The sequence below is a fragment of the Comamonas kerstersii genome (genome assembly GCF_002056725.1).
Lineage (GTDB): Bacteria > Pseudomonadota > Gammaproteobacteria > Burkholderiales > Burkholderiaceae_C > Comamonas > Comamonas kerstersii.
Genome location: NZ_CP020121.1, coordinates 52638 through 73693 on the forward strand (window position 1 = coordinate 52638; position 21056 = coordinate 73693).

The 21056-nt window shown below is 59.6% G+C and carries 17 protein-coding genes and 3 tRNA genes; 10 read left to right on the forward strand and 10 right to left on the reverse strand.

The window, feature by feature from the left end; genetic code table 11:
* Window positions 1–73 precede the first annotated feature (73 nt).
* The 6 genes from B5M06_RS00240 to uvrC form a co-directional block, all read right to left on the reverse strand.
* Window positions 74–149 (reverse strand) — tRNA-Val (locus B5M06_RS00240).
* Between the two features lie 52 nt (window positions 150–201).
* Window positions 202–277: transfer RNA gene (locus B5M06_RS00245), tRNA-Val, on the reverse strand.
* 49 nt (window positions 278–326) lie between these two features.
* A tRNA-Val gene (locus B5M06_RS00250) sits at window positions 327–402 on the reverse strand.
* 18 nt (window positions 403–420) lie between these two features.
* On the reverse strand, window positions 421–693 hold the full coding sequence (locus tag B5M06_RS00255) for an HU family DNA-binding protein (protein WP_054065527.1): 273 nt from the start codon (window positions 691–693) through the stop codon (window positions 421–423).
* Between the two features lie 309 nt (window positions 694–1002).
* On the reverse strand, window positions 1003–1569 hold the full coding sequence (gene pgsA, locus B5M06_RS00260) for a CDP-diacylglycerol--glycerol-3-phosphate 3-phosphatidyltransferase (RefSeq protein ID WP_054065542.1): 567 nt from the start codon (window positions 1567–1569) through the stop codon (window positions 1003–1005).
* Between the two features lie 63 nt (window positions 1570–1632).
* The gene (uvrC, locus tag B5M06_RS00265; protein ID WP_054065543.1) at window positions 1633–3576 is read right to left on the reverse strand and encodes an excinuclease ABC subunit UvrC; all 1944 of its coding nucleotides are present in this window, start codon (window positions 3574–3576) and stop codon (window positions 1633–1635) included.
* A gap of 201 nt (window positions 3577–3777) precedes the next feature.
* Between uvrC and earP the strand changes: the two genes are divergently transcribed.
* From earP to B5M06_RS00310, 9 genes are all read left to right on the forward strand, one after another.
* Entirely contained in the window at window positions 3778–4860 is a 1083-nt protein-coding gene (gene earP, locus B5M06_RS00270) for an elongation factor P maturation arginine rhamnosyltransferase EarP (protein WP_054065528.1), read from the forward strand.
* A 158-nt stretch (window positions 4861–5018) separates the two neighbouring features.
* Complete coding sequence (efp, locus tag B5M06_RS00275; RefSeq protein WP_054065529.1) at window positions 5019–5573, forward strand: elongation factor P; 555 nt, start codon at window positions 5019–5021, stop codon at window positions 5571–5573.
* A gap of 333 nt (window positions 5574–5906) precedes the next feature.
* The gene (putA, locus tag B5M06_RS00280; RefSeq protein WP_054065530.1) at window positions 5907–9743 is read left to right on the forward strand and encodes a trifunctional transcriptional regulator/proline dehydrogenase/L-glutamate gamma-semialdehyde dehydrogenase; all 3837 of its coding nucleotides are present in this window, start codon (window positions 5907–5909) and stop codon (window positions 9741–9743) included.
* Window positions 9744–9884: 141 nt separating this feature from the next.
* Window positions 9885–10976, forward strand: a complete 1092-nt coding sequence (locus B5M06_RS00285) for a branched-chain amino acid ABC transporter substrate-binding protein (RefSeq protein ID WP_420809988.1) — start codon at window positions 9885–9887, stop codon at window positions 10974–10976.
* A 201-nt stretch (window positions 10977–11177) separates the two neighbouring features.
* Entirely contained in the window at window positions 11178–12029 is an 852-nt protein-coding gene (locus tag B5M06_RS00290; protein WP_420809989.1) for a branched-chain amino acid ABC transporter permease, read from the forward strand.
* Entirely contained in the window at window positions 12026–13117 is a 1092-nt protein-coding gene (locus B5M06_RS00295) for an ABC transporter permease subunit (protein ID WP_054065533.1), read from the forward strand. Before B5M06_RS00290 ends, B5M06_RS00295 begins: the two co-directional genes overlap by 4 nt.
* Window positions 13114–13968 carry an ABC transporter ATP-binding protein gene (locus B5M06_RS00300; protein WP_054065534.1) on the forward strand — a complete coding sequence of 285 codons (855 nt, stop codon included), beginning with the start codon at window positions 13114–13116 and terminating at the stop codon, window positions 13966–13968. Before B5M06_RS00295 ends, B5M06_RS00300 begins: the two co-directional genes overlap by 4 nt.
* A complete protein-coding gene (locus tag B5M06_RS00305) occupies window positions 13965–14696 on the forward strand; it encodes an ABC transporter ATP-binding protein (RefSeq protein ID WP_054065535.1) in 732 nt (243 codons plus the stop codon). The genes B5M06_RS00300 and B5M06_RS00305 overlap by 4 nt, the downstream gene beginning before the upstream one ends.
* Before the next feature lie 251 nt (window positions 14697–14947).
* Window positions 14948–15403, forward strand: a complete 456-nt coding sequence (locus tag B5M06_RS00310; protein ID WP_162777374.1) for a coiled-coil domain-containing protein — start codon at window positions 14948–14950, stop codon at window positions 15401–15403.
* Window positions 15404–15429: 26 nt separating this feature from the next.
* Here the strand turns inward: B5M06_RS00310 and B5M06_RS00315 are convergent, their stop codons facing one another.
* Complete coding sequence (locus B5M06_RS00315; protein WP_080025126.1) at window positions 15430–15729, reverse strand: hypothetical protein; 300 nt, start codon at window positions 15727–15729, stop codon at window positions 15430–15432.
* Between the two features lie 374 nt (window positions 15730–16103).
* Here B5M06_RS00315 and B5M06_RS00320 point away from each other — a divergent pair, with 374 nt between their 5' ends.
* Window positions 16104–16640: a Spy/CpxP family protein refolding chaperone gene (locus B5M06_RS00320; RefSeq protein ID WP_054065538.1), complete on the forward strand. Its 537-nt coding sequence runs from the start codon at window positions 16104–16106 to the stop codon at window positions 16638–16640.
* Between the two features lie 163 nt (window positions 16641–16803).
* On the opposite strand, the gene B5M06_RS00325 is transcribed toward B5M06_RS00320, so the two are convergent.
* The 3 genes from B5M06_RS00325 to rimO all read right to left on the reverse strand — a co-directional run bounded on the left by B5M06_RS00325 (window position 16804) and on the right by rimO (window position 20979).
* A complete protein-coding gene (locus tag B5M06_RS00325) occupies window positions 16804–17370 on the reverse strand; it encodes an HdeD family acid-resistance protein (RefSeq protein WP_205245341.1) in 567 nt (188 codons plus the stop codon).
* A 227-nt stretch (window positions 17371–17597) separates the two neighbouring features.
* Window positions 17598–19166, reverse strand: a complete 1569-nt coding sequence (locus B5M06_RS17625) for a methyl-accepting chemotaxis protein (protein ID WP_080025127.1) — start codon at window positions 19164–19166, stop codon at window positions 17598–17600.
* A gap of 427 nt (window positions 19167–19593) precedes the next feature.
* A complete protein-coding gene (gene rimO, locus B5M06_RS00335) occupies window positions 19594–20979 on the reverse strand; it encodes a 30S ribosomal protein S12 methylthiotransferase RimO (RefSeq protein WP_054065539.1) in 1386 nt (461 codons plus the stop codon).
* Window positions 20980–21056: the final 77 nt, after the last annotated feature.

Below are 21056 nucleotides of genomic sequence, written 5' to 3' on the forward strand. Positions count from 1 at the left end.
AGTGACAGCCCAGCACATGAACAACAAAAAAGCACCTTGACTTTCGTACAAGGTGCTTTCGGGTGAATTGAAGTGGTGGGTGCTAACGGGGTCGAACCGCTGACCTACGCCTTGTAAGGGCGCCGCTCTACCAACTGAGCTAAGCACCCACTGCAATCTCTCAAACAGGTGGTATCCGATTGCAGGGATACCTCACAGCGATGGTGGGTGCTAACGGGGTCGAACCGCTGACCTACGCCTTGTAAGGGCGCCGCTCTACCAACTGAGCTAAGCACCCGCTGTGAAATAAAAAAGCATTTAGACAGCTAAATGCTTGGACAGTGGGTTGGTGGGTGCTAACGGGGTCGAACCGCTGACCTACGCCTTGTAAGGGCGCCGCTCTACCAACTGAGCTAAGCACCCACTGTCAAATTCTTTGGATCAGTTAACTGCGTCCTTCAGTGCCTTGCCGGGACGGAACTTTGGCACCTTGGCAGCCTTGATCTTAATGGCATCACCGGTACGTGGGTTACGACCAGTGCGTGCTGCGCGCTTACCAACTGCAAAGGTACCGAAGCCAACCAGGGAAACCGTACCGCCCTTTTTCAGGGTTTTCTTCACAGCATCGATCGTCGATTCCAGCGCACGTGCTGCGGCAGCCTTGGAGATATCGGCGTTGTTTGCGATGTGCTCAATCAGTTCAGTCTTATTCACAAGATGCCTCTCAGTAAATGGTTGCAGAGCGCCTTTGCGACGACACCTTCATAGAAGGTTCACACCAGATGGTGCTTATCAGCGACAAGGCGAGATTCTAGTCAGGTTTCTTGGGCGTTTTGGGAAAAACGTGAAAATTTTTTCCTTGCTGCCGCCTGCGAAGCAAGCCTTCACACAGGCAGACAGTCCTCAGCCCAAGCGCCTCAAGAAACCACAGAAGGGTTGTACACGCCTGCAGCCTTTCAGGCAATAAGAAAGCTCAGGATGCAGGGAATGCGCACAGACTATCTGTCTCTTACCCCGCACAGATCAATGCTTGACGCGGCTTTTGATCTCAGGAATGGCCTTTTGCATGTAGTAGACCATGGACCAGACGGTCAGCACGGCTGCCACCCAGATCAGGATGGTGCCCAGAAACTGCGCATCCACACCCAGCAGCTGACCATGGAACAGCAGCAGCGGGATGGCGACCATCTGCACCGTGGTTTTCACCTTGCCGATCATGTGCACGGCCACGCTCTTGCTGGCACCGATCTGAGCCATCCACTCGCGCAGCGCAGAGATGGCAATTTCACGGCCAATAATGATCAGCGCCACAAACACATCGGCACGCTGCAGATGCACCAGCACCAGCAGGGAAGCACACACCAGGAACTTGTCAGCCACGGGATCCAGGAATGCACCAAACGAGGACGTCTGGTTCAGCCGCCGTGCCAGAAAGCCATCGAGCCAGTCTGTGAGGGCAAAAATGACAAACATCAACGCCGCAATCAGATTGCGTGTCTCAGGCGCAAATGGTGCATAGAACACCCCGACGATCAAAGGGATCGCAACAATGCGCGTCCAGGTCATCAAGGTGGGAATGGTGAAAAACATAGCTGCGATTGTGTCACGGCTCAAGCAGTTTGCACGCAAGCCTGTCCAGAAAGCGTGCTGCACTCAGTGCAGGGCACGGTAAATTTCATCTGCCAGACTGGCGGAGATACCTTCAACGGTCATCAGGTCTTCCACGCTGGCATTGGCCACGCCACGCACACCACCGAAGCGCTGCAGCAGGCGTGCACGGCGCTTGGGCCCCACGCCCGGGATTTCTTCCAGACTGCTCTGCCCCACGCGCACCTTGGCGCGCTGGGCCCGCATGCCGGTGATGGCAAAGCGGTGCGCCTCGTCACGAATCTGCGCCACCAGCATCAGGGCTGCTGAGTCATGCCCCAGATAGACCTTGGGCCTGCCATCGGCAAACACCAGCTCTTCGAGCCCCACCTTGCGGCCCTCGCCCTTTTCCACACCGACGATGCGTGAAATATCCAGGCCCAGCTCGGTAAACACTTCACGCGCCATGCTGACCTGGCCCTTGCCGCCATCCACCAGCACCAGATCTGGCAGACGCGGTGCACCGGCTTGCGGCTCTGCACCACCAGCGGCCTGAATGGCATCTGCCACCGGCTTGTAGCGGCGTGTGAGCACCTGACGCATGGCGGCATAGTCGTCGCCCGGCGTAATGCCTGTGATGTTGAAGCGCCGGTATTCACTGCTTTGCATCTTGTGGTGATGGAACACCACACAGGAGGCCTGCGTGTTCTCGCCCGAGGTGTGCGAGATATCAAAGCACTCGATGCTCAGCTCTTCCAGGCGCTCCTGCGGCAAGTCCAGTGCCTCGGCCAGCGCACGGGTGCGTGCCTGCTGCGAGCCTTCTTCGGACAGCAGACGTGCAAGCTGGATGCCTGCGTTTTGCTGCGCCATCTCCAACCAGATGCGGCGCTGCTCGCGCGGCTGATGCACGGCGGCCACCTTGTAGCCCGCCTGCGCGGACAGGGCCTGCATGAGCTTGACATCCACCACCTCGCTGAGCACCAGCACCGGAGGAATGGGCACATCCATATAGTGCTGCGCCAGAAATACCTCGAGCACGCGCACCTCTACCGACGTGCTTTCCACCGCGTCTTCCGACTCGTAGACGCCCATGGCATCGTCCAGCTGCGAAGGGAAGTACGCCCTATCACCCAGATGGCGGCCACCGCGCACCATGGCCAGGTTCACACAGGCGCGACCGCCCTGCACCTTCACCGCCAGGATGTCCACATCCTTGTCGTCCGTGGTTTCAATGGCCTGCTGGTGCAGCACCTTGGACAGTGCCGACATCTGGTTGCGGATTTCCGCTGCCTTTTCAAACTCCAGCTTGTCCGCGTGCGCCATCATGCGCGCTTCCATCTGCTGCAGCAGTGCCTGGGTTTCGCCACGCAGCATGGCCTCGGCATTGCGCACGTCCGCCGCGTAGTCCTCGGGACTGATCAGATCCACGCAGGGGCCGGAGCAACGCTTGATCTGATAGAGCAGACAGGGGCGTGAGCGATTGGCAAACACCGTGTCTTCACAGGTGCGCAGGCGAAACACCTTCTGCAGCAGCTGGATGCTTTCCTTGACCGCCCAGGCACTGGGGTAAGGGCCAAAGTAGCGGTGCTTTTTGTCGGTGCTGCCCCGGTAGTAGGTCATGCGTGCAAAGCACTGCTCGGCAGGAGCGCGCACATCGCCATCGTGCGCGGAATTGCCCGTGAGCTTGAGGTAGGGGTAGCTCTTGTCGTCCCGAAACAGAATGTTGTACTTGGGGTGCTGGGTCTTGATGAGGTTGTTTTCCAGCAGCAGTGCCTCAGCTTCGCTGCGCACCACCGTGGTCTCCAGCCGGGCAATCTTGCTGACCATGTGACCAATGCGTGTACCGCCATGGTCTTTCTGAAAGTAACTGCTCACCCGGCGCTTGAGATTTCGCGCCTTGCCCACGTACAGCAGCTGGCCTGCTGCATCGAAGTAGCGGTAGACACCGGGCAGCGAAGGCAGTGCCGCTACCTGGGCCAGAATTTCTGGAGAATGCTCAACAATCGACATGGCTGCATTGTGGCGGTTTGTACCTGCACCCACGCAACAACGGCCTATATTTCCAAAGTGATAGCTACCTGCGCTTGCCAGATGGGCGCTAGCGGCCAATTTCACTGTGAAACGCGCAATCACGCACCGGCCACATAGCCCTTGCAGCTGCGCTACCATCGCCCGCCTTGTGCTTTCTTCAGGCCCACCCTCTGCCGCACCATGTCTGCTTCAGCCACTGCCACTACCCAGCCCCGCTGGGACATCTTCTGCCAGGTCATAGACAACTATGGCGACATTGGCGTGTGCTGGCGTCTGGCCGCAGAGCTGGCCGCACGCGGCGTGCAGGTGCAGCTGCGCATTGACAATGCCAGTGCATTGGCTTGGATGGCTCCGCAGGGCGCGCCCGGCGTGCAGGTGCTGCCCTATGACGCGCACTATGCCGCACACCCTGATGTAGTGATTGAAGCCTTTGGCTGCGAAGCGCCACAGGCTTATCTGCAAGCCCTGGCCCAGCACCATGCCAGCGCCGCGCGCAAGCCCGTGCTGGTGAATCTGGAATACCTGTCTGCCGAAGACTATGTGGAGCGCTGCCACCGCCTGCCATCGCTCATCATGTCCGGCCCCGCCAAAGGCATGACGCGCTGGTTTTTCTACCCCGGCTTTACCGAACGCACCGGCGGCCTGATCCGCGAGCAGCAGCTGCACGAGCGCCAGGCGCAGTTTGACCGCGATGCCTGGCGCAGCGCCCACGACATTGCTGCCCAGGCAACAGCTGTTTCGCTGTTTTGCTATGAACCTGCCGCCTTGCCGCAGCTGCTGCAGCAACTGGGCCAGCCCACCACAGACTGGCAGCCGCACCTGCTGGTAACACCAGGCCGGGCCACAGCGGCCGTGCAGGCGCTGGGCGCACCAGATGGGTTATCCACCAGCTTTTTGCCAGCCCGCAGCCAGCGCGAGTTTGACGACATGCTCTGGGCCTGCGACCTGAATCTGGTGCGCGGCGAAGATTCTCTGGTGCGCGCGCTATGGGCGGGCCAGCCTTTTGTCTGGCACATCTACCCGCAGCATGACAATGCCCATCACGCCAAGCTGGATGCTTTTCTGGACTGGCTGGATGCCCCCGAGAGCCTGCGCCGCTTTCACCATGCCTGGAACGGCATGATTGACCCCGCTGCACTCCCCGTTTTGAGCCCGGCACTGCTGGACGAATGGCGCAGCTGCGCACGGTCTGCGCGCCAGCGATTGCTGCAGCAAACTGATTTGATTGGCCAGCTGCAACCGTTTGCGGCAGAAAAAAGCTAAAATCCCATCTTTATCTTCTATAGCCAGCGCTGCATACCGCGGCGCTGCGTGACAAGACCTCCGCCGCGGAACATGCGGCAGGCCCTCTGCTTGGATCGCTGAAGCGACATGCTTGCCTGCCGTGTTGAGCGGCTTCAACCAAACCCGCTAAGCAAGCTATGAAAATCGCTCAAGAAATCCGCGTTGGCAACGTGATCATGTACGGCAAGGACCCCATGATCGTTCTGAAGACTGAATACGCTCGTGGCGGCCGTGGCGCTGCAACCGTGCGTATGAAGCTGAAGTCGCTGATCGGCAACTTTGGTACAGAAAACGTGTTCAAGGCCGACGACAAGATCGACAACGTGATCCTGGACAAGAAGGAGTGCACCTACTCCTACTTCGCAGACCCCATGTACGTGTGGATGGACGAAGAGTACAACCAGTACGAAGTGGAAGCCACCAACATGGGCGACGCCCTGAACTACCTGGAAGACGGCATGACCGCTGAAGTGGTGTTCTACGAAGGCAAGGCCATCTCCTGCGAACTGCCCACCACCATCGTGCGCGAAATCACCTGGACTGAGCCTGCCGTCAAGGGCGACACTTCCGGCAAGGTGATGAAGCCTGCCAAGATCGCTACCGGCTTCGAAGTGGCTGTGCCTCTGTTCGTGGACCAGGGCGACAAGATCGAAATCGACACACGTACCGGCGAGTACCGCAAGCGCGTGTAATGCGTGTTGCGGCATGTAACCGCAACCCATCGCAGCAAAGGCTTCCAACTGGAAGCCTTTTCTTTTTTCGGCTTTCGAATAAATAGCAGTTAGCGCTTGCTACACAAGCCATTCAAGCACAAAACATTTGCAATCGCAGAAAAATCAAGCGCCAGAAGCTCTTTTATTAATAGCACTCCAGAGACAGCCCGCACACTCAGCCACCGCTCTGGCACAGCGCTTGCATGAACCCGATCACCCAAAGGTTGCACGTTTGCCGACAGGGTAAAACCCCAATACCAGCCACAGGTTGCACCTTCCAGAATCGCCGCACTTCAAAAGGGTTCTGTGGTTATGGCTACGACAACGATTGGCATCAAGGTGGATGAACGCATGCGTGACCGGCTCAAGGCTGCTGCACAGCGGCTGGGCTGCACCCCACACTGGCTGCACAAGCAGGCACTGCACTGCTATCTGGAAGCCATCGAACAGGGCAAGCCGCTGCCCGAACTGGAGTACCTGGGTGCTACCTCCAGCCATGAAGAGGTAGAACCCGAGGCCCTTGGTGAGTCCCAACAGCCCTATACCCCGTTCTATGCACTGGCGCAGGATGTACAGCCCCAAAGCGTGCTGCGTGCAGCCATCACGGCGGCCTACCGCCGCCCGGAAACCGAATGCCTGCCACTGCTGATCGCTCCGGCCACCAGCCCCAATCCTGAAGCCGTAGAGCAGCTGGCCACCCGTCTGGTGCAGTCTCTGCGCGACAAGCGCCACAAAAAAACCACAGGGGTTGAAGCACTTGTACAGGAGTACTCACTCTCCAGCCAGGAGGGTGTGGCCCTGATGTGTCTGGCCGAGGCCCTGCTGCGCATCCCCGACCGCGCCACGCGCGATGCGCTGATCCGCGACAAGGTCAGCAAGGGCGACTGGAAGTCGCATACCGACTCCCCTTCCCTGTTCGTGAACGCCGCCACCTGGGGGCTGATGATTACGGGCAAGCTGGTCAGTGTGCACAGCGAGCAAAAACTGGGCGGCGCCCTCACCCGCCTGATTGCCAAGGGTGGGGAGCCACTGATTCGCCAGGGCGTGAACACCGCCATGCGCATGATGGGCGAGCAGTTCGTGACCGGCCAGACCATTGCTGCGGCGCTGGCCAACAGCCGCAAGCTCGAAGACAAAGGCTTTCGCTACTCCTACGACATGCTGGGCGAAGCCGCCACCACCGAGGAGGACGCACTGCGCTATCTGCAGTCCTACGAGCAGGCCATCCACGCCATCGGCCAGGCTGCACAGGGCCGGGGCATTTACGAAGGCCCGGGTATTTCCATCAAGCTCTCTGCCCTGCACCCACGCTACAGCCGTGCCCAGCGCGAGCGCGTCATGCACGAGCTGTACCCGCGCCTGCTGCGGCTGGCCGAGCTGGCACGCCAGTACGACATTGGCCTGAATATTGACGCTGAAGAAACAGACCGTCTGGACATCTCGCTCGATTTGCTGGAGCAGCTGTGCTTTGCACCCACGCTTACCGGCTGGAATGGCATTGGCTTTGTGGTGCAGGCCTACCAGCGCCGCGCCTTCTTTGTGCTGGACTGGCTGATCGATCTGGCGCGCCGCAGCAAGCACCGCCTCATGATCCGTCTGGTCAAGGGCGCTTACTGGGACACGGAAATCAAGCGCGCCCAGGTCGATGGGCTGGAAGACTACCCCGTCTTCACCCGCAAGCTGCACACCGATGTGTCCTACCTCGCCTGCGCCCGCAAGCTGCTCGATGCGCCCGAGGCCATCTACCCACAGTTCGCCACACACAACGCCCACACCCTGGCCAGCATCTACCACATGGCGGGCAATAACTACTACCGCGGCCAGTACGAATTCCAGTGCCTGCACGGCATGGGCGAAGGGCTGTATGAAGAAGTCGTGGGCGATATCACGCAGGGCAAGCTGGCGCGCCCCTGCCGCATCTATGCCCCCGTGGGCAGCCACGAAACCCTGCTGGCCTATCTGGTGCGCCGCCTGCTGGAAAACGGTGCGAACAGCTCCTTTGTGCATCAGATTGGCGACGACAGCGTGCCCATTGCCCATTTGGTGGCAGACCCTGTGGCTGCCGCACAGGCCATCACACCACTGGGCCGTCCGCATGACCGCATCCCCAGCCCAGCTGCGCTCTACGCTGCGCAGGGCCGCAGCAATTCCAGCGGGCTGGATCTGAGCAATGAGCAGCGTCTGGCCTCGCTGTCTGCAGCGCTGCTCAGCAGCGTCAAGCCGGTGCAGGCCGCTGCCCCCAACAGCACACATCTGCCCGCCCAGCCTGTGCGCAATCCGGCCTACATGCAGGATGTGGTCGGTCAAGTGCACATGGCGACCGCTGGCGAAGTGGCCACCGCCATGGCGCAGGCCCGGCACGCCGCCCTGATCTGGCAGGCCACGCCCGTGACCGCCCGTGCACAGGCACTGAGCCGCGCAGCCGATCTGATGCAGGCACAGATGCAGCCGCTCATGGCCCTGCTGTGCCGCGAGGCAGGCAAGACCTTGCCCAATGCCATTGCCGAAGTGCGCGAAGCCATTGACTTTCTGCGCTACTACGCACGCCAGGCCGAGCAGTACCTCAACAACGACTCACACCGCCCGCTCGGCGTGGTGGTCTGCATCAGCCCCTGGAATTTTCCGCTGGCCATCTTTACCGGGCAGCTTGCCGCGGCGCTGGCTGCGGGCAATGCAGTGATTGCCAAGCCTGCCGAGCAGACCTGCCTGATTGCCATGCAGGCCGTGGAGCTGCTGCACCAGGCTGGCATTCCTGCCCATGCGCTGCAACTGCTGCCCGGCGAAGGCGAAACCGTCGGCCAGGCACTGGTGGCCCATCCTGATACCGACGCCGTGGTGTTTACCGGCTCCCACCCCGTGGCCCAGCACATTCACCGCACGCTGTCTCAGCGCCTGGGCAACCATGGCAAGCCTGTGCCACTGATTGCCGAGACTGGCGGCATCAACGCCATGGTGGTCGATTCTTCGGCCCTGGCCGAGCAGGTGGTGGGCGATGTACTGCAGTCTGCCTATGACTCGGCAGGTCAGCGCTGCTCTGCCCTGCGCCTGCTGTGCCTGCAGGAAGACAGCGCAGACCATGTGCTGCACATGCTGCAAGGTGCCATGCAGGAGCTGCGCGTGGGCAATCCGGACCAGCTGTGCACCGACGTGGGCCCCGTCATTGACCCGCAGGCCATGGCCGACATTGAAGCCTACGTCGCTGCCATGCAGGACAAGGGCCATAAGGTCATCCGCCTGAAGCTGCCACCGGAATGCCGCAATGGCTACTTTGTGGCCCCTACGCTGATTGAGGTGAGCCAGGTACAGGATCTTCGCCGCGAAGTCTTTGGCCCCGTGCTGCACGTGCTGCGCTATGCACGGGAAGACGTGGATGCGCTCATCGACCAGATCAACGCCCTGGGCTTTGGCCTTACTTTCGGCGTGCATACGCGCCTGGATGAAACCGTGGCACGCCTGTCCAGCCGCATCCATGCCGGCAACATCTATGTGAACCGCAACATCGTCGGTGCCGTGGTCGGTGTGCAGCCCTTTGGCGGCGAAGGCCTGTCAGGCACCGGCCCCAAGGCAGGTGGTCCTCTGTACCTTTTCCGCATGCTGGCCCAGGCACCTGCGCTGGAGCAGCTGCCCATTCCCACGGCACAGGGCACACACAGCCTGCAGATAGAGGCCGGGCAACAGCTCATGCTCGACGGCCCCACGGGCGAAACCGACCAGTACCTGCTGCGCCCCCGTGGCCTGGTCTGGTGCATGCCCCAGACCGTAGACGGTCTGCAAGCCCAGTGGCAGGCCTGCCAGAAGACGGGCAACACCATGCTGCTGCAGGACAGCCCTTTCCTGCGCACCCTGGTGTGCAACTGGCAGGCGGACAACGCGCAGGCACAGCAGGCCGCACTGCACTGGGTGACAGAACAGACGCTGGCCGAGCTGCCTGTGCAGGCGGCGCTCGTAGAGAGCGATACCGACGCCCTGCTGGCCCTGCAGCAGCAGCTGAGCACACGCAATGGCCCACTGCTGCTGGTGCAGGGACTGACCACGGAAGAAATTCGCCACGGAGAGCACTACCGGCAGGAACGTTTATTGCGAGAAGTGAGCATCTCCACCAACACCACAGCGGCAGGCGGCAACGCCAGTCTGATGATGGTGGGTTAAGTCCGCATTCCTCTGGCCGGCTTGTCTCTCTACAGTCCGGCTTCCCTCTAACCGATCCAAGGAGAACGCAGCATGCAAGAAAAACATCATCTCAAGACGCTGGCAAAGACCGTGGCACTGGCCTGCGCTTTTGGCGGCCTGATGGGCACAGCACAGGCTGAAACCACCGTCCGTCTGGGCTTTGCAGCACCACTGACCGGCCCCCAGGCCCACTACGGCGAAGACATGCGCAACGGCTTGCTGCTGGCGCTGGAAGAAGCCAATGCCAAGGGCATCAAGCTGGACGGTGACACCGCCAAGTTTGTACTGGTCTCCAAGGACGACCAGGCGGACCCCCGCACCGCCGTGCAGGTGGCACAGCAGATTGCAGACGAAGGCGTCAACGGCATGCTGGGCCACTTCAACTCCGGCACCACGATTCCTGCTTCGCGCGTGTACAACGAAGCTGGCATTCCCCAGATCGCCATGGCCACCTCGCCCGAATACACACTGCAGGGCTACGACACCACCTTCCGCATGATGACCAGCGACACCCAGCAGGGTGCTGCCGTGGGCCTGTTCATGGTTCAGGACCTGGGGGCCAAGAAGATTGCCATCATTGATGACCGCACGGCCTACGGTCAGGGCCTGGCCGATCAGGTGATTGCCGCTGTCAAGCGCGCCGGGGGCGAAATCGTGGCCCGTGAATACACCACCGACAAGGCCAATGACTTCACTGCCATCCTGACCAGCATCAAGGCCAAGGGAGCGGACGCCATCTTCTTTGGTGGCCTGGACGCACAGTCTGGCCCCATGCGCCGCCAGATGGCCACACTGGGCCTGACCCTGCCATTGGTGTCCGGCGAGATGACCCGCAGCGACACCTTCCTGAAGCTGGCTGGTGAAGCCGCTAACGGTACTTATGCCTCGCTGGCTGGTGTGCCGCTCAAGACCATGGCCCAGGGCGAACAGTTTGCCCAGGCCTACAAGGCCCGCTTCAAGGCTGAGCCCGGCGTGTATGCGCCCTACGCCTATGACGGTGCCTGGAACATGATCACTGCCATGGAGCAGGCCGGCTCCGCCAAGACCGACAAGTACCTGCCCAAGCTGGCCGGTCTGAAGCGCAGCGGTGCCACCAGCGCCAATATTGCCTACGACAAGAACGGCGACCTCAACGAAGTGGCTGTGACCATCTACACCGTCAAGAACGGCAAGTGGGAAGAGGTCAAGACCATTGTGGATTCCGCCAAATAAACAAGGCTTCTGCCGACCAACACTTCACTGCCTGTGAGCGAAGGGTTGGTCGGTTTGTTTTTCGGCATGTGCGGCCAACGCACTTGCTTTCTCCATCTGACCTCGCCGCAAGGCGCGACCGTCATGGACATCTTTCTCCAACAAATCATCAACGGCCTGACCGCTGGCAGCGTGTATGCGCTGGTGGCGCTGGGCTACACCATGGTCTACGGCATCATCGGCCTGATCAACTTTGCCCACGGCGACGTAGTCATGGTGGGCGCCATGATTGCCACCAGCGTGGTGATGGCACTGGTAGGTCACTATGGTGACGTTTCCGCCTTTGTCGCCATTGCTGCGGCGCTGCTGATCTCCATTCCCGTCTGCATGGCCCTGGGCTGGACGGCAGAGCGCATTGCCTACCGTCCGCTGCGCCGTGCGCCCCGGCTCGCTGCGCTGATCACCGCGATTGGCGTGTCCATCATCATCCAGAACGTGGCGATGATGTTCTGGGGCCGCAACTATCTGAACTTTCCGCACATCATCGAGCCCGTGGTCTACCAGATCGGTGATGCACGCCTGAGCCTGCTGCAGATCACCATCATGCTGGGCTCGGCCCTGATCATGGTCGCGCTGCTGCTGCTCGTGCACAGAACCCGTCTGGGCATGGCCATGCGCGCCACAGCACAGAACCGTGAAGTGGCAGGCCTGATGGGCGTGAACATCAACACCGTGATTTCTGCCGCCTTTCTGATTGGCTCGGCCCTGGCCGCCATCGCAGGCGTGATGATTACCAGCTACTACGGCGTAGCCCAGTACACCATGGGCTTCATGCTGGGCCTCAAAGCCTTTACTGCCGCCGTGCTGGGCGGCATTGGCAATCTGGGTGGTGCCGTACTGGGCGGTCTGCTGCTGGGGCTGATTGAAGCCCTGGGCTCCGGCTATGTGGGCGACCTGACCAACGGCGTCTTTGGCAGCCACTACCAGGATGTATTCAGCTTCATCGTGCTGGTGGTAGTGCTGATTTTCCGCCCCTCCGGCCTGCTCGGCGAGCGCCAAGGAGACCGCGCATGAGCCACATCACTGCTTCCAAGAAACGCACACCTGCCAAGGTCTGGGTGGGTGTCTTTGCCATCGGCCTGGTGCTGCTGGTCATGCCCTTTTTGCTGGGGGCTACGGCCGGGCAAGGCTGGATTCGCATTCTGAACTTTGCCCTGCTGTATGTGATGCTGGCGCTGGGGCTGAACATCGTCGTGGGCTTTGCCGGTCTGCTGGACCTGGGCTACATCGCCTTCTACGCCGTAGGTGCCTATGTGTGGGCACTGCTGGCCTCCCCGCACTTCAATCTGCATTTGCCATTTTGGGTGATTCTGCCCGTGGGGATTGCCCTGGCTGCTATGGCTGGCATAGCACTGGGCTTTCCGGTGCTCAAGCTGCGGGGGGATTACCTCGCCATCGTGACACTGGGCTTTGGCGAGATCATCCGCATCTTCATGAACAACCTCGATGCGCCCGTGAACATCACCAACGGCCCGCAAGGCATCAACCGCATCGACACCATCAAGATCGGCGAGTGGGCACTGGGCAGGCCAGAGACCATTCTGGGTTTTCGCATCACCGGGCCTGAGAAGTACTACTACGTGCTCATGGCGCTGGTGTTGCTCATTATCTTTATCTGCATACGTCTGCAGAACTCGCGCGTAGGCCGCGCCTGGGAGGCTGTGCGTGAGGATGAAATCGCCGCCAAGGCCATGGGCATCAACACCCGCACCATCAAACTCATGGCCTTTGCCATGGGGGCCAGCTTTGGCGGTGCAGCGGGCTGCCTGTTTGCCTCCATGCAGGGCTTTGTCAGCCCTGAGAGCTTTGGCCTGAGCGAGTCCATCGCCATTTTGTGCATGGTGGTGCTGGGCGGCATGGGCCATGTGCCGGGTGTGGTGGCTGGGGCACTGCTGCTATCCATCTTCCCCGAGGTGCTGCGCAACGTGGTCGTGCCCATTCAGCAAACCCTGTTTGGTGAAGTGCTGGTAGACCCTGACGCCATACGCATGCTGCTGTTTGGCGTGGCCCTGGTGGCCGTGATGATCTTCCGCCCCGAAGGCCTGTGGCCCTCGCAGGTGCGCAAGCGTGAAGTCAAATCTGTGAAGGAGCAACAAGCATGACCGCTGCCCCCCAGACCACCACCCCACGCGAGCCCCTGCTCATCGCCCAGGGGCTGAGCAAACGCTTTGGCGGGCTGCAGGCCCTCAAGGATGTGAGCTTTGAAATCCGCAAGGGCGAAATCTTTGGGCTCATCGGCCCCAATGGTGCAGGCAAGACCACGCTGTTCAATGTGATGACGGCGCTGTACATCCCCGAATCCGGCAGCTGCCTGTTTGGTGGGGTGGAGCTCACGCGCCTGAAGCCCCACCAGATTGCAGAAAAAGGCCTGGCACGCACCTTCCAGAACATTCGCCTGTTCTCGGCCCTGACTGCGCTGGAAAACGTCATGGTCGGCCAGCATCTACGTACCAAGGCGGGGCTGTGGGGAGCCATCAGCCACAACCGCGCTACCCGTGAGGAAGAGGCCCGCATCGAAGCCCGTGCACTGGAGCTGCTGGAGTATGTAGGCATCGCCCATGTGGCCAACGAGGTGGCATCCTCACTGTCGTATGGCGACCAGCGGCGTCTGGAAATTGCCCGTGCGCTGGCGACCGGCCCCTCGCTGCTGGCGCTGGACGAACCTGCCGCAGGCATGAACCCGTCCGAAACCGTGGTGCTGCGCAACCTGATTGAAAAAATCCGCGGTGACGGCATCACCGTGCTGCTCATCGAGCACGACATGAAGCTGGTCATGAACATGTGCGACCGCGTGCTGGTGCTCGAATACGGTCAGGTGCTGGCCTACGGCCAGCCCCACGAAGTACAGCGCGACCCGCGCGTGATTGAAGCCTATCTGGGCAAAGGTGCGGCGCAAGACCCGGTACTGCACCCCGAACTGTCCCAGCCCAACCAGGAAAGCAGTGCAAGATGACAGCAGCCCCCTCCTCCACCCCCATGCTGGACGTACGCCATGTCGATGTCGCCTATGGCGGCATCCGTGCCGTGCGCCAGCTCAGCATGCAGGTGTACCCGGGCGAACTGGTCGCCCTGATCGGTGCCAATGGCGCAGGCAAGAGCACCACGCTGCGTGCCATCTGCGGGCTGGTTCCGCTGGCCGCTGGCAGCATCCACTACCAGGGCCAGAGCCTGGCTGGCCAGCCCGTACACGCCATGGTGCGCCAGGGGCTGGTCATGGTGCCCGAAGGGCGTGGCATCTTCCCGCAGCTGACGATTGAAGAAAACCTGCACATGGGCGCCTACAGTCGCAGCGACAAAGCCTTGATTGTGCAGGAGGTCGAGCAGGTCTATGCGCGCTTTCCGCGCCTGGCCGAGCGTCGTAAGCAGACCGCAGGCACGCTGTCTGGCGGTGAGCAGCAAATGCTGGCCATGGGCCGTGCCATTCTCTCCAAGCCCAAGCTGCTGCTGCTCGATGAACCCACCATGGGCCTGGCCCCCATCATGGTGGACAAGATCTTTGAAGTGATTCAGGACATCTCCGCCCAGGGCGTGACCATCTTGCTGATTGAGCAAAACGCCCGCCTGGCCCTGGAAACCAGCCAGCGCGGCTATGTGCTGGAGTCCGGCGAACTCACGCTGCAAGGCCCGGCGCATGAACTACTACATGACCCCAAGGTGCGGGCAGCGTATCTGGGGGAGTAGCCAGATTTGGCGATCTGTTCTGAGGCCTCCCATGTGGAGGCCTTTTTCGTTGCTGTGAATCAATCAGCATTCCCTGGACAGTTGCCACATCCCGAGAATGTGCATCTCTTGAACGCCATCGGAGACATGCTAAACAAAAATAGGAGGCTTAAAACCATCCACCACTCAATGACCGACTTGCTTTTGACATCTTGTACATGATTTGAAAAAATAGCATCAATAGTCTGATCATTAATTTGCAGAAGGTAGTTATGGAAAAATTTGGTTTTTCAGAAGGTGTAGCTCTGGGAATGATCTCTGCGGATGCGAATTCCGCTCGTTCTCGTGCAAATCGTCTTAGCTACGCGCTCGATGATGTACAAGCAAGAAACAGAGAGCTAGAACAAGAAAATGCCCAGCTTCGTGCAAAGTTGGCTCAGTATGAGAAATCGTATAGGACGGTTCATGATGAAGCTGTTGTTTTGGCACGTCAGGCATCTGCCGGATTCATTGTGATGAATGGAATGATTAAGGCTTTGGAAAATATGCCTAGAGCTGCGGCAGAAGATTTTCGCCGTCAAGTTGTGGCCCATTCTAAAGAACGATTTAAAGTTCTTGATGCTGAAATTATGAAAGAGGCTAAGTTAGGCGGCTATAAGGGAAAAACTATTGAAGAGGTTTTCTCTCTTGATCATCAGTACAAAAAATTGGGGTTTGATAGGGCGTAATAAAAAAGCGCCTTACGGCGCTTTTTTTATTCTTTTCTTTTTCTTACCGATGTAGGTTCATTGTTTCCACCAGCGCCACCAATTGCACTAGCGCCATCCTTGGACGGGGTGGGCTGACCGTTGGCATTTTTCTCACTCTCATTTTTGGCTTTCTTTGCAGCTGCTTCAGATTTGCGCCGCAAGGTGCCTTGGAAGTGATTGTTGCCTGCATCGTCCATGCGGCCTGCGGTATTCACCGCAATGGCTGCAGCTCCTGCACCAGCGCCCATCTCACCTTGTGATCTGCTTTGGCCCAGGTCTCCAATGCCTGCATTGATCACTCGCATGACCTCGTCAGGGAAGGATTGGGGTATGGATGTAAATCATCCCCAACGGCGTTGCATCAGCGGCCAATTTGTATTGGTATGACAAGCTATTTAGAACTGTAGCAAGCCTGTCCAGGGAGGGGCAGAGTTTCTGAAAGACTCCAGATCTTTATGGCAAAAATGCCATCAGCGCTTATGCATCAAGCGCTGAATGCTATTCAAACGAAAGCATCTCCAAAAAATCGCCACATCACAAGCCCGCTGTCTTGTGCCTGCGCTGCATCCCCAAAATGCAACCGTTCCATGTCCACATGGTCTTGCCCCACCGGGTGCGGAAACATCCTTGCAGGCTGGCTGTCATATAAGCTGCTCATCCATTCTGAAAGCGGGTTCTTATGAAAATCATCCCCGCCCTTTCCCTGGTACTGTTGGCTGCACTGAGCACGCCTGCCATGGCGCAGCACCATGGGCATCACGGCCACCATGCTGCACACAGCAGTCCTTATGCAGGCATGCAAAACCGCGCCATTAAAGCGCTTTCAGAGGAGCAGATAGCAGGCCTCCAGGCAGGCAAGGGCATGGCACTGGCCATGCCTGCCGAGTTGAATGGCTACCCTGGCCCTGCACACACCCTGGAACTGGCTGCCGAGCTGCAACTCACTGACGAGCAGGCCACACGTACCCAGCAGCTGTTTGCAGACATGGAAGCCCAGGCCAAGGCAGCGGGGCTGGAAGTCATTGAAGCGGAAAGAGCACTGGACACCCTGTTCCGCGACAAGCTGGCCACACCTGAAGCGGTTTCTGCCGCAGTGACCAAGGCAGCGCTTGCACAGGGCAAGCTGCGAGAGACCCATTTGCGCTACCACCTCTCGATGATGGACGTTCTGACTGCAGAGCAGATTGCTGCGTACAACCAGCTACGCGGCTACTGATTGTTTCATCAGCACATTGCGCATGGGCATGGCACTACGGGCATGGCACTACGGTCATGCCGCCACCAAAGAAAAAGGATCTGCACAGCAAGGTGCAGATCCTTATGATTAAAAGTGGCACCAGGGCTTATGCATCAAGCACTAGCAGCTATCAAAACCATATTCAAGCCTTGACCAGCTTGCGCAGCTTCAGCGCCGCCACAATCTGCAGCACGCCGTAGATCAGGGCGACCACGCCAATCCAAATCACGCCCACGATGACACCGGCGACCGGTGCAATCAGCAGCAATGCGCCCAGCGCCACGCCCATGAAGCCGCTGATGATCAGCATCCATTCGTTGTCGATTTCCTTGCGCACGCGGATAGCAAACACGATGCGCATTACACCAAACACCACAAACCACACGGCAGCCACCCAGACCATGGCCTCTGCCATCGACACGGGGTTGAGCACGGCCATGACACCAAAGGCCAGAGAGATCAGCGCGTAGATCAGCATCCAGCCCTTGGACGCCGGGGCATCTCTGGTGAACAGCCCAATCAGCCCCACCACGCCTTCAGCAATGGCCAGCACACCAATGGCCCAGGTCAGGCTGGCCCCCATGCCCACAGGGTTGACGATGGCCATGATGCCAAACAGCACAGCCACCACGCCGAACAGCAAAATCAGCCACCAGCTGCGCCCCACGGCTTGCTGCAGCATGTTCACAGGTGAGTTATTCATTTCCATCTTCCACTCCTTCCGAATCAAAGTTGCTGTTCTCGATTATGGGGTGCTGCCTACCCCAACGGCAGGCACGGTGCACAGTGAACGATGCTGTCCTACACAGGCGTTGCAGTTATGTCAAAGCCATGACGAATAGCCCAATGTTTACCCGCCAGTTGCTCGCTTTCTCACATGACGGGCAAAAAGAAAGCTCCACAAGGGAGCTTTCTTTGCAATAGAGCAGATGGGCTTTATGAGGCCAGCTTGAAGGTAGAAACCGCCTGCACCAGCTGACGGGCCTGATGGTTCAGGCTGTCTGCGGCAGAGGCAGCCTCTTCCACCAGCGCTGCATTTTGCTGGGTCACCTGATCCAGCTGCGCCACGGCGTCGCTGACCTGTGCAATGCCTGCCGACTGCTCGGTGCTGGCGGCGTTGATGTCGGAGATCAGTCCGCTGACCTCGTGCACCTGCTTGACGATGTCCTGCATGGTGGTACCGGCTTCGCTCACCAGCTCACCGCCGGATTCCACCTTCTGCACGCTTTCGCTGATCAGTGCCTTGATTTCCTTGGCTGCTTCGGCACTGCGCTGCGCCAGTGTGCGCACTTCACCGGCCACCACGGCAAAGCCGCGGCCCTGATCACCTGCACGTGCGGCTTCCACTGCAGCATTGAGCGCCAGAATGTTGGTCTGGAAGGCAATGCCATCGATCACGCTGGTGATGTCCGAAATCTTGCGCGAGGAGCTGTTGATGTCTTCCATCATGTGCACTACCTGATCGACCACCACACCACCCTTGGCGGCCACTTCGCTGGCCGTCTGTGCCAGCTTGGCGGCGTGCTGCGCGGTTTCAGAGTTCTGGCGCACGGTGCTGGACAGCTCTTCCATGGAGGCAGCGGTTTCCTCCAGATTGCTGGCCTGCTCTTCGGTGCGCTGCGACAGGTCGGCATTGCCCACGGAGATCTGGCTCACGCCAGTGGCAATGCTGTCGCTGCTGTTGCGCACGGTGCTCACAATCTCGCGCAAGCCTTGCTGCATCTTGTGCATGGCGTAGACCACGCTGCCAGGCTGCGCGTGGCTGGTGTCAATCTGGCTGGACAGGTCTCCCGCCGCAATGGCGCTGGCCAGATCCGCCACATCGCTGGGTTCACCACCCAGCTCACGTGTCAGGCTGCGTGTCAGCACCACGCCGATGGCCACACCCGCCAGCACGCCTGCCAGCGTCAGTCCAATCAGCAGTGCACGAATTTCCTCGTAGGTGCTGGTGGTGGCATCGTTGAGCTCGGAAGCATTGGCGCGCTTGAGGTCCATCAGCTGGTTCATGGCACTGTCTGCACGGGCTGCAATCGGGCGCAGCACGGTAAACAGGCGCTCTGAAGAAGCACGCTGGTCATTCAGAGGCTCGGCCTGGAGTATCTGCTCAATGTGCTGCACTTCCTTTTCGTAGGCGTGCACGGCATCCATGCTCTGCGCAAACAGTTCGCGCCCCTTGTCAGTGGAGAGCTTGGACTTGGCTTCACCCAGCGCCTGGTACACATGCTGAATGCGTGCATCACGGTCCTGGATGTGGCGCTCTCTGTCCGACTGCGTATAGGACAGCATGGCACTGCGAATGGCGCGATTGGCAGCCTGCAGCTGCACATTGGCTTCAGCCACGTAACTCAAGCCAAGCGCCTCACTCTCATACATGGCACTGGCCATATCGTTCATCTGCGAGGACTTGAGCTCGCCCTGAATGCCGATGATTGCGCCAATGAACGCAACCACCAGAAATCCTCCAATGAGCTTGCTACCGACCTTGAGGTTTCGAAACCATTCCATGTGAGCTTCCTGCGTGTAAGTTTTTCAATACGAGCTGCGCCACGGTGCTTTCCCTGAAGGAAAGCTCCTTGATGCATCTAGCGTGGAGAAGACAGGGCACAGACAGACCATGGACACGCGCTGCTGGCGTGCGAGCCTGTCTGTCCAGAGGCAGCGGACAGTGCGTCTGCTGGATTTGCGAATAAGCGCTATGTGTTGGCTTTTGTCGTGAGCGCCTCACAGGCTCAAAATTTTACAATTGTTATCAATTGACGCTTTGTGCCTTCAAGGTACAACCACGCTCAACCTGGGCTTTACCGCAGTCAGAAACAACAAAGGCTTCCCACAGGAAGCCTTTGTTTTGATAGCGCTTTGCGCTTGTAAATAAACAGTTTCAGATATAAATCATCTTCAAACCTTTGTTTTACCAGCGCTAAAAGCTATATTTTTAGACAGGAATGCCCACCAGATCGTGGCCTTGCACGCCCAGAATGCGCACGCTGATCAAGTCGCCCGTCTTGTAGGTCTTGCTGGCCTTCTCAGGGGGCTGGATGTGCACCACGCCATCAATCTCAGGCGCGTCGGCATAGGTACGGCCCACGCCGCCCTTTTTGCCCAGGCCCACGGCCTTATCGACCAGCACCTTCATGACCTGGCCCACGCGGCGCTGCAGGCGCTGGGTGGAGACTTCTTCGGCCACGGCCATGAAACGGGCGCGGCGCTCTTCACGCACTTCCTCGGGCAGCATGCCGGGCAGCTCGTTGGCTGTAGCGCCTTCCACGGGGCTATAGGCAAAGCAGCCCGCGCGGTCAATTTCGGCTTCACGGATGAAGTCCAGTAGGTGCTGGAATTCTTCTTCGGTCTCGCCGGGGAAGCCTGCGATAAAGGTAGAGCGGATGACCAGCTCAGGGCACATCTTGCGCCATTCGCGGATGCGGTCCAGGTTTTTCTCACCGGAGGCGGGGCGCTTCATGCGCTTGAGCACATCGGGGTGGCTGTGCTGCAGGGGCACGTCCAGATAGGGCAGGATCTTGCCTTCGGCCATCAGCGGGATCAGTGCATCCACGGTGGGGTACGGATAGACGTAGTGCAGACGCACCCAGGCGCCGTGCTGCTGCGCCAGCTTGCCCAGCTCGTCGGCCAGCTCCAGCGTGCGGGTCTTGACAGGCTTGCCGTCCCAGAAGCCCGTGCGGTACTTCACGTCCACGCCGTAGGCAGAGGTATCCTGGCTGATGACCAGCAGTTCCTTGACGCCACCTTCAAACAGGGCCTTGGCTTCCTTGAGTACATCGCCAATCGGGCGCGAGACCAGATCGCCGCGCATCGAGGGGATGATGCAGAAGGTGCAGCGGTGGTTACAGCCTTCGGAAATCTTCAGGTAGGCGTAGTGCTTGGGCGTGAGCTTGATGCCCGCATCACCAAAGCTGCCGGGCACCAGATCCACAAAGGGGTCATGGGGCTTGGGCAGGTGCTGGTGCACCGCATCCATCACCTCCTGCGTGGCGTGGGGGCCGGTCACGGCCAGCACGCTGGGGTGTACTTCGGCGACCATGGAGCCGCCGCCTTCCTTGCCAGCCTTGGCTCCCAGGCAGCCAGTCACGATCACCTTGCCGTTGGCAGCCAGTGCTTCGCCAATGGTGTCCAGACTTTCCTTGACGGCATCGTCAATAAAACCGCAGGTGTTCACGATCACCAGATCCGCGCCTTCAAAGGTCTTGGAGGTCTGGTAGCCCTCAGCGCTGAGCTGCGTGAGGATGAGTTCAGAGTCAGTCAGTGCCTTGGGGCAGCCCAAGGACACAAAGCCCACCTTGGGGGCGCTGTTTTCGGTTGTCATTGTGTGAATGCGTGTGGGGATTGCGCCTGATGCGCAGGGCCTGCGCGCGGATGCCTGAAGTTGCTCCGGCCGGCGAA